The sequence below is a fragment of the Comamonas suwonensis genome (assembly GCF_012844455.2).
Taxonomy (GTDB): domain Bacteria; phylum Pseudomonadota; class Gammaproteobacteria; order Burkholderiales; family Burkholderiaceae_C; genus Comamonas; species Comamonas suwonensis.
On record NZ_JABBCQ020000002.1, the window covers coordinates 253,337 to 265,815 of the forward strand.

At 59.9% G+C, this 12,479-nt stretch carries 12 protein-coding genes; 1 reads left to right on the forward strand and 11 read right to left on the reverse strand.

Annotated elements, in window-relative coordinates; genetic code table 11:
* Window positions 1-201 precede the first annotated feature (201 nt).
* From ispG to surE, 11 genes are all read right to left on the reverse strand, one after another.
* Window positions 202-1,485, reverse strand: a complete 1,284-nt coding sequence (gene ispG, locus HF327_RS03280; RefSeq protein ID WP_169106865.1) for a flavodoxin-dependent (E)-4-hydroxy-3-methylbut-2-enyl-diphosphate synthase — start codon at window positions 1,483-1,485, stop codon at window positions 202-204.
* 20 nt (window positions 1,486-1,505) lie between these two features.
* Window positions 1,506-2,492 (reverse strand): helix-turn-helix domain-containing protein, encoded by a 987-nt coding sequence (locus HF327_RS03285; RefSeq protein WP_169106866.1) that lies wholly within the window; start codon window positions 2,490-2,492, stop codon window positions 1,506-1,508.
* Window positions 2,485-3,291 carry a type IV pilus biogenesis/stability protein PilW gene (gene pilW / locus HF327_RS03290; RefSeq protein WP_198460396.1) on the reverse strand — a complete coding sequence of 269 codons (807 nt, stop codon included), beginning with the start codon at window positions 3,289-3,291 and terminating at the stop codon, window positions 2,485-2,487. The genes HF327_RS03285 and pilW overlap by 8 nt, the downstream gene beginning before the upstream one ends.
* Window positions 3,292-3,364: 73 nt before the next feature.
* A complete protein-coding gene (gene rlmN / locus HF327_RS03295) occupies window positions 3,365-4,486 on the reverse strand; it encodes a 23S rRNA (adenine(2503)-C(2))-methyltransferase RlmN (protein WP_169106867.1) in 1,122 nt (373 codons plus the stop codon).
* 131 nt (window positions 4,487-4,617) lie between these two features.
* Window positions 4,618-5,043, reverse strand: a complete 426-nt coding sequence (ndk, locus tag HF327_RS03300; protein ID WP_099736313.1) for a nucleoside-diphosphate kinase — start codon at window positions 5,041-5,043, stop codon at window positions 4,618-4,620.
* Between the two features lie 120 nt (window positions 5,044-5,163).
* Window positions 5,164-6,705 (reverse strand): pseudouridine synthase, encoded by a 1,542-nt coding sequence (locus HF327_RS03305; RefSeq protein WP_169106868.1) that lies wholly within the window; start codon window positions 6,703-6,705, stop codon window positions 5,164-5,166.
* Window positions 6,702-7,814, reverse strand: a complete 1,113-nt coding sequence (gene scpB, locus HF327_RS03310; protein WP_169106869.1) for an SMC-Scp complex subunit ScpB — start codon at window positions 7,812-7,814, stop codon at window positions 6,702-6,704. Before scpB ends, HF327_RS03305 begins: the two co-directional genes overlap by 4 nt.
* Window positions 7,815-7,911: 97 nt before the next feature.
* Window positions 7,912-8,970, reverse strand: coding sequence for an RluA family pseudouridine synthase (locus HF327_RS03315; RefSeq protein WP_169106870.1), 1,059 nt, complete (start codon window positions 8,968-8,970; stop codon window positions 7,912-7,914).
* Between the two features lie 2 nt (window positions 8,971-8,972).
* Entirely contained in the window at window positions 8,973-9,809 is an 837-nt protein-coding gene (locus HF327_RS03320; protein WP_169106871.1) for a peptidoglycan DD-metalloendopeptidase family protein, read from the reverse strand.
* A gap of 13 nt (window positions 9,810-9,822) precedes the next feature.
* Entirely contained in the window at window positions 9,823-10,608 is a 786-nt protein-coding gene (locus HF327_RS03325; protein WP_169106872.1) for a protein-L-isoaspartate(D-aspartate) O-methyltransferase, read from the reverse strand.
* A complete protein-coding gene (gene surE / locus HF327_RS03330) occupies window positions 10,605-11,372 on the reverse strand; it encodes a 5'/3'-nucleotidase SurE (RefSeq protein WP_169106873.1) in 768 nt (255 codons plus the stop codon). Before surE ends, HF327_RS03325 begins: the two co-directional genes overlap by 4 nt.
* A 111-nt stretch (window positions 11,373-11,483) precedes the next feature.
* Between surE and HF327_RS03335 the strand changes: the two genes are divergently transcribed.
* Window positions 11,484-12,461: an NADPH:quinone oxidoreductase family protein gene (locus HF327_RS03335; protein WP_169106874.1), complete on the forward strand. Its 978-nt coding sequence runs from the start codon at window positions 11,484-11,486 to the stop codon at window positions 12,459-12,461.
* The last annotated feature ends 18 nt before the right edge of the window (window positions 12,462-12,479 follow it).

Below are 12,479 nucleotides of genomic sequence, written 5' to 3' on the forward strand. Positions count from 1 at the left end.
TCTCACATTGGAGTTACTAGCAAAACAAGAGCAAGTTGCGCTCGGCAATCAAGCTTTTTGCCTAGAAACCTTATTCAAATCCATACAGATAGCGCGCTAGCAGCTATCAATTCCAAAGTCTTAACTCGCTGGCATTGTGCCAGCAAGCCCAATGACCAGCCGATTTCAGGCGGCTATTGATGCAGCCTGACCCCTGATGACTCAGGTTTTCGCGCCGTAGCGGCGCTGCACATACTCCAGCACCAGCGTCTGAAACTCTTCCGCAATATGCTCGCCGCGCAGGGTCAGCGCTTTTTCACCGTCGATAAACACCGGTGCAGCAGGCGCCTCGCCATTGCCGGGCAGACTGATACCGATATCAGCATGCTTGCTCTCGCCAGGACCATTGACGATGCAGCCCATCACAGCCACCTTCATCGCCTCCACACCGGGGAACTGGGTGCGCCACACGGGCATTTCACCGCGCAGAAAATCGTCGATCTTCTTGGCCAGTTCCTGGAACGTGGTGCTGGTCGTGCGACCGCAGCCGGGGCAGGCCGTGACGCTGGGCACAAACACGCGCAGACCCAGAGCCTGCAAGATTTCGGAAGCAACCACCACCTCTTGCGTGCGTGCCTCGCCCGGCAGGGGCGTGAGCGAGACACGAATCGTGTCGCCAATCCCCTCTTGCAGCAGCACAGACAGCGCAGCAGTCGATGCCACCGTGCCCTTGGTGGCCATGCCCGCCTCGGTCAGGCCCAGATGCAACGCATAGTCGCAGCGGCGAGCCAGCTCGCGGTAGACAGAGATCAAATCCTGCACACCACTGACCTTGCAGGACAGGATGATGTTGTCGGGGTTCAGACCGATATTCTTGGCCAGCTCTGCAGAGGTGATGGCCGAGGTAATCAGCGCCTCGTACATGACCTGGCGCGTTTCCCAGGGCTTGGCGCGGCGCGAATTCTGATCCATCAGCTCGGCCATGATTTCCTGGTCCAGCGAGCCCCAATTCACGCCAATGCGCACGGCCTTATCGTACTTGGCAGCAATCTCGATCATCTGACCGAACTGCTTGTCCTTTTTGTCGCCCTTACCCACGTTACCGGGGTTGATGCGGTACTTGGACAGCGCTTGCGCGCAATCGGGGTAATCGGTCAGCAGGCGGTGGCCGTTGTAGTGAAAATCCCCCACCAGCGGCACGTACTCGCCCATGCGATCAAGTTGCTCGCGGATGTAGGGCACCGCCGCCGCCGCTTCAGGCGTGTTCACGGTGATGCGCACCATCTCCGAGCCAGCTTGCGCCAGCTGACGCACCTGAATGGCGGTCTCTACCGCATCCACGGTGTCGGTATTGGTCATGGACTGCACGCGAACGGGCGCATCGCCCCCCACAGTGACCACGTTGTTGCGCCATACCACTTTGGCCTGACGCGACTTGCGCGGCAGCGGGCTGGCTATGGCAATGCCCTGCTCGGCTGGCTGCTGCAAATTTTGAGAATCTTGCACTCTTGTTTACCTCGAATGGTTTACTTCACCTCGAAGCGAGCCACGTTGTCACGCGTGGTCGAAATATCGAGCGGTTCACCACGTACTGTTACTTGCGTGCCCTTGGCATTGCCCACAATCACAGTCAGGGGCACCTGACCTTCAGCAGTCGCGGACTCATCTTTGGCCAAGGTTTTTTCCAGCACCACCTTGCCCGTCGCATCCTTGACCTTGACCCAGGATTGACCAGTACTCACCTTCAGGGCGAGTAATGCACCGGTGCTTGCTACGGGCGTCGCCACGGCTGAAGCAGACGCTGCGGTTGCTGCAGCAGCGGGAGTTGCGCCTTCAGGAGTCAACGCAGCAGTGGCGGGCGCAACCGCTGGTGCTGCACCATGGGCCACGGGTTCAGCCGATGGCTCTGTCACCACCGTTTCAGCCTCGGCACTATTAGACGCCTGACCCAGAGGCACTGCGGCAGTCGGGTCTGAGGCATCAGAATGATTTGCAGCTTCGGACTGCTGCGCGCCTGCAACACCACCCTCTGCACCATCCACCGACGGATGGAATGGCACGAAATAGACAGCCGCAGCTGCGGCCAGCAGTACCAGCACACCAGCAGCAATCTTGCGTGAACTGCCACTGCCAGAGCCCAACGGCGCAGCCGAAGACTTGAAGTTGCTGCGCACCTTCACCGTCTCATTGATACCAGGGCCGGTCTTGGCGAGGCTTTTCAGCGCTCTTTGCGGCAGCAGAGCCAGTACAGGCTCGGCATCGATATGCAAAGCTCGGCACATGCCCATGGCCAGAGCGCGCATGAACACATGGTCCGGGAAGGACTCATGGTCATCGGCCTCCAGCGCTTCCAGCTTGCGCTGCGGCACTTTCAGTGTGGCTGCCATGGTGGGCAGTTGTATACGGGCCGCTTCCCGCGCCTGGCGCAGCATGGTCCCCGCTGTGGCATGGACCGGCGTTTGCACCTGCTCTTCGCTTTGCATAGTTTCCTCTTCCACCGCACCGTCACTCATTGAAGGCTCCGCGTTCATAGGCCAACCACTGGCGCGATTGCGGGAAGCGATCACGCAGTTGATTGGCCTGTTGACGCACTCCAATGTCGTCGTGCAATGCCCTGTCTATCTTGATACCCAGCCAGAGGCTGTCTGCGCTGGCCTGGTTGCTATTGTTATTCAAGCGGTGGATGTAAAACTGGGCTTTTTTCAGATCACCCTTGAGCCAGAGCACATTTGCCAAGTTGTAGCCAGCAGCGGGGTTGCCCACATCCATCTCATAGGCGCGAAACATGTTCTCATAGGCCTGCTCCAGCTGCCCTGCCTGCTGGTAGCACATGCCCTTGGCCAGCAAGGTCTTAGGCTGCTCACGATAGCCAGGGGCCTGCAAAGCCTTGTCAAACCACTGGTTGGCAATGTCAAAGTTCTTTTGCTGGCACTGCATCCAGCCGTAGTTGTGCAGCTGGTTGCCATCGCGCGGGTTGAGGTCGATCGCCTTGCGCATGGCAATTTCGGCCTGCGTCCAGTCCCGGTTCTGCATGAGGATCAGAGCCAGCAAGCCGTAGGCATCGGCGTAATCAGGGCGGGCACTCAGAGCCTGACCGACTTCATCCTGAGCGATGTCAAGGCGTCCGGCCTGAAAGTAGCTGGCCGCCAGTTCAAGCCGGATTTGCGCACGGCGATGCGCATCCGCAATCTGAGCCCCCCCGGTCCCGACTACCGAAGCCTGAGGCACCGAGGTCGAAGACGTGGTTGTCGTCGTTGTCGTGGTACAGCCCATCAGCGCTGCAACCGCAACCGGTACTCCCCACCGGGCCATCAAGCCCCAATGTTGCCAAACCGATCGCTGTGCCACTGCCCGCATGTACTGTCCCTTATGTATTCAAACTCCGTCAAGACACCTGCTTGAGCGGGATGATGCGCTGCTTGGCCATACGCTCAGCAGCGCGCGTTCTGTCTTTCACGTCACCGGCCAGCTGACCGCAGGCGGCGTCAATATCATCGCCACGGGTCTTGCGAACCGTCGTCACAATGCCAGCATTGCTGAGCATGGCAGCGAACTCGGTCACACGCGCCGAAGGCGAACGCAGCAACCCTGAAGCTGGGAACGGATTGAACGGAATCAGGTTGAACTTGCACCAGTTCTTGCCGTCGCCGCGCGCGCGCACCAACTCTATCAGCTGACGCGCATGCTCAGGCTGATCATTGACGCCGTCGAGCATGCAGTATTCAAAGGTCAGAAAATCGCGCGGCGCGAATTCCAGATAGCGCACGCAAGAATCCAGCAGCTCGGCAATCGGGTACTTCTTGTTCAGCGGCACCAGGTTGTCACGCAGCGGGTCGTTGGGTGCATGCAGCGACACGGCCAGCGCCACCGCGCAGTCCTGGGACAAGCGATCCATCATGGGCACCACGCCGGAGGTGGATACCGTCACGCGGCGGCGCGACATGCCATAGGCATGGTCGTCCAGCATCACGCGCAGCGCTGGCACCAGCGCACTGTAGTTCTGCAGGGGCTCGCCCATGCCCATCATCACCACGTTGGAGATGACACGTTCCTCGGTGCCCAAGCGCTTGCGCAGCGAATGCTCTGCAAACCACAGCTGGGCGAGGATTTCGCCCGTGGTCAGATTGCGGCTGAAGCCCTGATGCCCGGTCGAGCAAAAGCGGCAACCTACGGCGCAACCTGCCTGAGACGAGACACACAAGGTACCGCGGTCGTCTTCAGGAATAAAAACGGTTTCAACGGCATTGCCGTCACCCACATCAAACAACCACTTCACGGTGCCGTCGGTCGAGACATGCTCGGACACCACAGGCAAAGCAGTGACATGGGCCCGGCCTTTAAGCTTTTCACGCAAGGACTTGGCCAGATCGGTCATCTGGTCAAAATCGGATGCGCCACGCTGGTGAATCCAGCGGAACAGCTGCGTTGCACGGAAACGTTTCTCCCCGAGCTGCTCGCAATAAGCGGTCAGTCCTTCGAGGTCAAAATCAAGCAAATTTGTATTCATATCGGCATGTGGCGAGGCGTCTTGCGAACGGGATTTGCCACGCCGTGGCCAGCAATTTCAGATGCTGACACCGGCTTCGCGAAAGCAAAGCACTGGCGTCAGCGAGAGCATGCTGTGAGGCTAGCGTGGAATTAACGTGTGTACACGTTCATGCCGGGGAAGAAGAAAGCGATTTCCACAGCAGCAGTTTCAGCAGCGTCAGAACCGTGCACGGCGTTGGCGTCGATGCTGTCGGCGAAGTCGGCGCGGATGGTGCCCTTCTCAGCCTTCTTAGGATCGGTAGCGCCCATCAGTTCGCGGTTAGTCAGGATGGCGTTTTCGCCTTCCAGAGCCTGGATCATCACGGGGCCGGAGATCATGAAGTCCACCAGATCCTTGAAGAAAGGACGGGCAGCGTGCACAGCGTAGAACTGTTCAGCTTCCAGGCGGGACAGGTGAGCCATCTTGGAGGCCACAACCTTCAGGCCAGCGCCTTCGAAACGAGAGTAGATCTGGCCGATCACGTTCTTGGCAACTGCGTCGGGCTTGATGATGGAGAGAGTGCGTTCGATAGCCATGATGATTTTCCTAGTCAGGGTTACTATGGGTTTTTGCCAAAAAAGCAAAACACTTGATTTTAGCGGTGCCGCCATAGACCTTGAAGCCCGGGCACCACTGAAATGCTTTCAGCCGTCGATTTAACGACCGCCGCGGCGACCGCCACCGCTGGGGCGACGCTTGGCGTTCTGGCGCGCACGCGAGAGACTATCGCTACCGATATAGCTAGCAGCGGTACGCATTGGGTCTGGCTGATTGCCTGCAGCTTGCGAGCGACCAGCGCCAGCACCCGAGCGGTTGGCGCCCTTGTTGCCACGCTGACCATCACGGCCATCGCCAAAAATGCCCGTAGGCGCGGGACGGTTGCCATCCCACTCACCACGGCGCTGACCACCGCCTTCGCGGCGACCCTGAGGCGCGGGGGGATTCGCGCCTTCACCGCGAGAAATGCTGCGACCGGTCGCGCGAGCGCCGCCTCGGTTGTTGGCGCCACGGGCGCCGGCATTGGTGCGCTCAACCGGTGCGCGCTCCTTCATGCCTGCAGCCGACATCAGAGCCTTGATATCGGCCTGATCCAGCTCCACCCAAGCGCCGCGCTTCAGGCCGCGGGGCAGCATCATCGCGCCATAGCGAATACGGATCAGGCGGCTGACCGCGTGACCCACGGCTTCAAACATGCGGCGCACTTCGCGGTTGCGGCCTTCGGAGATGGTGACGCGGTACCAGCAATTGGCACCTTCGCCGCCGCCGTCTTCCACCGCGCCGAAGCTGGCTTCGCCGTCTTCCAGCTGCACGCCATCGAGCAGGCGCTGCTTCTCTTCCTTGTCCAACTTGCCCAGCACGCGGGCGGCATACTCACGCTCCAAACCGAAGCGGGGGTGCATCAGAGAGTTCGCCAGCTCACCGGAGCTCGTGAACAACAGCAGGCCTTCGGTGTTCAAGTCCAGACGGCCCACCGACTGCCACTTTCCGTGTTGCAGCTTAGGCAGCTTGCGGAACACGGTGGGACGGTTCTGAGGATCGTCATGCGTCACCACTTCACCCACGGGCTTGTGATAGGCAATCACGCGTGCGGGTGGTGGATCGATACGGAAGCGAATGGGCTCGCCATTGACCTTGACAGTATCGCCAAACTGAACGCGCTGGCCCACGTGGGCTGGCTCGTTGTTGACCGAGATACGGCCTTCCAGAATGAGCTGCTCCATCTCCAGACGCGAGCCCATGCCGGCTTGCGCCAGCACCTTGTGCAGCTTGGGCGAGTCGACTTGGGGAGCCAGCACGCGCTTGCTGGGCGCTTCGGTGCCGTTTTCTTCTTCGTCGTCGAAGTCACCCGAGATCACATCGGCAAAGTCGATGTTCTGACCCTTAGCGGCTTTTTGCGCCACAGTGCTCACGACGCCTGCGTCATCAGCTATAAGTTCTGCAGCATTCAGCGACTCCTCATCAGAGGCTTCCAGTGCTTGAGTGGCCTCAAATTCGGCAGCACGTGCTTCAGCACGCTTGCGGGCCAGCTTGGCCTCAGCCGCATTGGTCTTCTTTTTGCCTTGCTTGCGCGTTGCGCCGGGCTTGGGCGCTTCAGCGACGGGCTTGGGCGCGCGAGGCTTGCGGGCCTTCTTGACCGGCTCGGCTTCAGGTGAAGCGTCTGCGGGTTCAGGCATCTGGTTCGATGTCTCGTTGTTCATTCCGGTTTTCCTTCGGGGATGACTACATCGTCATCCTCCACAATTCGCTCGTTTGCTGGCTCGGCTTGCAATGCAACATCGACCAGCGCAGTGTTCTTGTCTTCTACGGTCTCGTCTTCTTCGGCGCCGTAGTCATCATCGAGAAATGCCTTCAGCCCCACCCATTCAGGTCGGCCAGACTTCTTGACCACCGGCTTTTCCTCAGGCACCGCCGCCTTGGCGGGCCTTGCAGGCTTGACCGGTCTGGCCTGGCGGGATTTCACCTGCTCGGGCTCTCCCCTCTCAACCACGTCAATGTCGGGCGTTTCAGTCTCAGGCGCTTCAACCTCTATCGTTTCAATAGCAATCTGCGCTTGCTCCTCATGGGCTTGGGGCTGATTTGACTCAAACTCCTGAACCTCAGACTGCGGCAGCAGTTCAGCCTGCCCGACGTCTTCGACCGCAGGCTCTGGCACCTGCTTCAATGCATTAGCATCGACAGAGACTTCGACATCCGCTTCCGCAGCCGTCTCAGCACCCGCATCCACACTGGCATCTGGCGCAAGCGCTGGCCCACCCTCTTCGCCATCCAGCGCCTTGAACAGGCTTTGCTGGGCTTGCGTTTCTTCCAGCATGGGCAGCTGATCCAGCGACTGCAGACCCAGATCATCGAGAAACTGGCGCGTCGTGGCAAACAGCGCAGGCCGACCTACGGTTTCCCGGTGGCCAATCACTTCAATCCAGCCCCGATCTTCCAGCTGCTTGATAAGCAAACTGTTGACCGTGACGCCGCGAATATCCTCAATATCCCCGCGCGTGACGGGCTGACGATAGGCGATGATGGCCAGCGTCTCCAGCGTTGCTCGGGTGTACTTGGGCGGCTTTTCGGGGTGCAACTTGTCCAGATACACACGCATCTCAGGCCGGCTTTGAAAACGCCAGCCTGAAGCCACCTGCACCAGTTCTACGCCTTTGAGGGCCCAGTCCTTTTGCAAGTCCAGCAGCAAATCCTTAACCGTGTCCGAGCCCAGCACATCATCAAAAAGTGAGCGCATATCCCGCAGCGTTACGGGCTGCGAGGCACAAATCAATGCTGTTTCAAGAACCCGCTTGGCATCTACCGTATTCATGGGCGCAGCGTTTCGGGAGCGGCTGCCGCACCATGACTGGTGGGTCGCCTGTTTCTAAGAGAGTGGAAGCGCCCCATCAGTGCCATGCGAGTGATGGTCAGAGGCTTTCAGGGCTATTGTAACGCAGCCCCCATAAATCCAGTGCTGCAGCCATGTCTTGTGGCAGCGGGGCATACAGCACCAGTGGCTTCTTACTCACCGGGTGCTCAAACGCCAGCCTGAAAGCATGCAGTGCTTGCCTCTCCAGCCCGCCCTCTTGCTGGCCGCCATAGAGCGTGTCGGCAATCAGCGAGTGACCCAGCGATGCCATATGCACCCGGATCTGGTGCGTGCGGCCGGTGTGCAGCGTGCAGCGCACCAGACTGTGTGTAGCGTCACCATCGAGCAGATCAAAATCAGTGCGAGCCTGCTTTCCGGGGTGCAAATTCAAATCGACCACCGCCATGCGCAGACGATTGCGCGGGTCGCGACCAATGGGCGCACTGACCTCGCGGTGCTTGCGACTGCCCCAGTCTTTGTGCGCAATGGCCAGATACTGGCGGCTCACGTCACGCGCAGCAATCATTTTGATAAGCGCATCCATGGTGCTGCGGTTGCGCGCCACTACCATCAGGCCGCTGGTGTCTTTATCCAGCCGGTGAACAATGCCTGCACGCGGCACCTGACGCGCTTTTTCATCGCGTGCCAGCAGGCCGTTGAGCAGCGTTCCCGTCCAGTTGCCTGGCGCAGGGTGCACGACCAGACCTGCAGGCTTGTTGATGATCAGCAGATCGTCGTCTTCATAGACCACCTGCAAATCCATCTCTTCCGGCTGGAAGGCCATGCTCTGCTGGGTGGGGCGCATTTCCACGCGCAACAGGTCACCTACGCTGACTTTGGCCGAGGGCTTGCTCAAAACCTTGCCGTTGAGCGTGACGGCACCATCCGCCAGCAACTGCTGCAGATAGCTGCGCGAGAACTCCGACACACCCAGCGCCAGCACCTTGTCGGCGCGCTGACCATGGTGCTCAGTGGTGGCGGTCAGCTCGCGCTGTTCGACTTCTGCGCCGGACATCAGGTCTTCAGCCGCCTCATCCCAGCTTTGCTCGGGGGAGTCAGAAGACACAAGCCCCTGCGGGGCAGGGGCTTGTGAGGTTTTTTTACCTTGCGATGCCATGCTTAACGAGAGGGCAGGTAACGCGAAGGGTCGACAGGCTTGCCCTGGCGACGCACTTCAAAGTGCAGCTTGACGCGGTCCGCATCGGTGCTGCCCATTTCGGCAATCTTCTGACCCTTCTTCACGGACTGATCTTCCTTGACCATCAAAGACTGGTTGTGGGCGTAGGCGGTCAGATAGGTGTTGTTGTGCTTCAGGATGATAAGGTTACCGTAGCCACGCAGGCCAGCGCCCGCATACACCACGCGACCATCCGCAGCAGCTACGACCGAGTCACCGGCCTTGCCGCTGATGTCATAACCCTTGTTGCGCTGCTCATCAAAACCGGCAATCAGCGAACCACTGGCTGGCCAGATGAAGTCCACATCATCCGCGCCCTTGGCTGCGGGAGCCGGACTGCTCGAAGGCGCGGGGGTAGGAGCAGGCGTCGGGGTAGCAGCACTGCCACCACCCACCACCACAGGCGCCACACCGCGACCACCACTTGTCGAAGGTGCAGAAGCCACATCACGACCTGGCGGCACCACGCGCACCACCTGACCGACTTCGATCACATTGGGGTTGTCCAGATTGCTCCAGCGAGCGATGTCTTTCCAGCTCTGGCCATGCTCCAGACCGACCTTGATCAGCGTGTCACCGGGCTTGATGGTGTAGTAACCAGGCTTGCCTGCGTTTTCTGCGCCGGGCAGAGACTTGACATCCACACCGGAAGAGGTGGAAGACGACGGCTGTCCGCGATCTTCCACAGGAGCCCTGTTTGCCTGGGTGGAGCAACCAGCCAGGATGACACCTGCCAGCACTGCCGTTCCCAATGCACCAAGACTTCGCGATACCAACATAAGCTATTCCCTTCTAGGCGATCCCTGATTTTAGAGGGACAAAGTTAACTGCTTCTAAAACTGTTTGCGTAAAACCGTGTGAACTCTTGTCAATCACCAGCAGTGCCTGCTTACCAGAGGCAATTACGACTGGCGCCACAAGACGCCCACCGATGGCCAGCTGATCGCACCAAGCCTGTGGCACGGTGTCTCCGCCTGCAGCAGAGATGATGCCCGCATAAGGCGCGCCACTGGCGAATCCCACCATGCCGTCACCCAGAATCAGATGGACATTGGACAGGCGCATGGGCCGCAGATTGCTGCGTGCTTTTTCATGCAGGCCACGCAAACGCTCAATCGAATACACCTCTTTGGTCACCATGGCCAGCACAGCGGCCTGGTAACCACAGCCCGTGCCAATCTCCAGCACACGACCCTGGCCGCTTCTGGCGGCGTCAGAGTCGAGCAACAACTCCATCATGCGTGCCACCACGCTGGGCTTGGAGATGGTCTGACCCAGACCAATCGGCAAGCTGGTGTCTTCATAAGCCTGGTTAACCAAGGCGCTATCGACGAAGCGATGGCGCTCCACCGTCGCCATCGCCTGCAGCACTGCGGGGTTGCTGACGCCTGCCGCGCCAATGCGCTGGGCCATGCGCGCGCGCACTGTCGATGAATCAAGCCCTACCCCCACAGGCGAAGCCGCCACACCTAAGGGATTGATGGGCCGTGGAGCCACTGGCGAGCGCGCTGCGCTGACGCCGGTTTGCACGGAGCGGGCGATCCAGCCAGGCACCTGGGGCGAGCGGCGCTCGCTCACGATGCCACACCCGCTAGTTTGCTGGCGGTCTGAGCCCAGTAACCCAGACTGTCGTAATCGGTCAGATCCACCTTGAGCGGCGTCATGGCCACATGACCATGGGCCGTCGCGTGGAAGTCCGTGCCTTCGGAATCATCCTTGCCCGCGCCTGCGCTTCCGATCCAGTACATGGTCTCGCCACGCGGACTTAGCTGCTGAATAGCCTGCTCAGCCGAGTGGCGGCGCCCCAGACGGCACAGCTTGATGCTCTTGAGTGCCTCCAGCGGCATATTGGGAATATTCACGTTAAGCAACCAGGGAGCAGTGCCAATCAGTTGCTGCGACTGCATGTCCTGCACCATCTGGCGGGCTGTTGCGGCTGCGGCTTCAATTTCGGCCCAGCCCTTGTCCACCTGCGAGAAGGCAATGGAAGGAATGCCAAACAAAAAGCCTTCCATGGCCGCACCCACGGTACCAGAGTAAATCGTGTCGTCGCCCATGTTGGCGCCGTTGTTGATACCGGAGACCACCAGATCGGGCCGGTAGCCCAGCAATCCTGTCAGCGCGATATGCACGCAGTCAGCCGGTGTGCCGTTCACGTAGCGAAAACCGTTATAGGCCTTGTGCACATACAGCGGCGCGTTCAGCGTCAGGGCGTTGGACTTGGCGCTGTTGTTGTGCTCCGGGGCCACCACTTCAACGTCTGCCACGGTGCGCAGGGCGTCGTGCAAAGACACGATACCGGGGGCCTGAAAGCCGTCGTCATTGCAAATAAGAATCTTCATGGATGAGCGGATTGTAGGCGGCTCCAAGGTCACGGCAGAGACACGCAGCATTCGCACCACACTTCTATCATCAGCGGGCATTCTTCACCCATAAAGATCAGGAGACACCCTATGCACGCTTGGCTTTGCACCACCCCCACCGGCGTTGAGACTCTGCAGTGGACCGAGCTACCCACACCCCAGCCCGGCCCCGGTCAGGTGCTGCTGGAGGTCAAGGCCGCCAGCCTGAACTTTCCCGACCTGCTGATCGTGCAGAACAAATACCAGATCAAGCCGCCGCTGCCCTTTGTGCCCGGCTCTGAGTACGCTGGCGTGGTGCAGGCCGTGGGCGAAGGCGTCAAGCACCTCAAGGTGGGCCAGCATGTGGCCTGCCTGTCTGGAACCGGCGGATTTGCGACGCATACACTAGCGCCTGCTGCACTATGCATGCCGCTTCCAGACAATTTTCCCTTTGTAGATGCCGCTGCGTTCATCATGACCTACGCCACCAGCCACCACGCGCTAATCGACCGGGGTCAGCTCAAGGCGGGAGAAACCGTACTGGTGCTGGGTGCAGCAGGCGGCGTAGGCACGGCAGCCATACAAATTGCCAAAGCCGCAGGTGCACGCGTGATTGCCGCAGCATCGACCGATGAAAAATGCGCCCTGTGCAAGGCCCAAGGCGCGGACATCACGATCAACTACAGCCAGGGCGATCTTCGCGAAGCCATCAAAGCTGCCACCGATGGCAAAGGCCCGGATGTCATCTATGACCCCGTGGGCGGCGACTTTGCCGAGCCCGCCTTCCGCTCCATCGCCTGGCGCGGGCGTTACCTCATCATCGGTTTTGCATCTGGCCCCATTCCGTCACTGCCGTTGAATCTGGCCTTGCTCAAGGGCGCATCGCTGGTTGGTGTGTTCTGGGGCGATTTTGCCAAGCGCGAGCCACAGAACAACGCCGCCATGATGCAGGAGCTAGCCCAGTGGTACGCACAGGGCAAGATCAAGCCCGTCATTGACCGCACCATGCCCATGAGCGAGTTGTTTGCCGCCTACGAACGCATGGGTTCGCGCCAAGTCCAGGGCAAGCTGGTGATGGTCAACGCGTAAATAAAGGACGCCATGGCG

Coding starts and splice junctions, on each gene's coding strand:
- HF327_RS03285 (WP_169106866.1), bottom strand. CDS start 2,492: ATGAGTGACGGTGCGGTGGAAGAGGAAACTATGCAAAGCGAAGAGCAG.
- pilW (WP_198460396.1), bottom strand. CDS start 3,291: ATGGCCCGGTGGGGAGTACCGGTTGCGGTTGCAGCGCTGATGGGCTGT.
- rlmN (WP_169106867.1), bottom strand. CDS start 4,486: ATGAATACAAATTTGCTTGATTTTGACCTCGAAGGACTGACCGCTTAT.
- ndk (WP_099736313.1), bottom strand. CDS start 5,043: ATGGCTATCGAACGCACTCTCTCCATCATCAAGCCCGACGCAGTTGCC.
- HF327_RS03305 (WP_169106868.1), bottom strand. CDS start 6,705: ATGAACAACGAGACATCGAACCAGATGCCTGAACCCGCAGACGCTTCA.
- scpB (WP_169106869.1), bottom strand. CDS start 7,814: ATGAATACGGTAGATGCCAAGCGGGTTCTTGAAACAGCATTGATTTGT.
- HF327_RS03315 (WP_169106870.1), bottom strand. CDS start 8,970: ATGGCATCGCAAGGTAAAAAAACCTCACAAGCCCCTGCCCCGCAGGGG.
- HF327_RS03320 (WP_169106871.1), bottom strand. CDS start 9,809: ATGTTGGTATCGCGAAGTCTTGGTGCATTGGGAACGGCAGTGCTGGCA.
- surE (WP_169106873.1), bottom strand. CDS start 11,372: ATGAAGATTCTTATTTGCAATGACGACGGCTTTCAGGCCCCCGGTATC.
- HF327_RS03335 (WP_169106874.1), top strand. CDS start 11,484: ATGCACGCTTGGCTTTGCACCACCCCCACCGGCGTTGAGACTCTGCAG.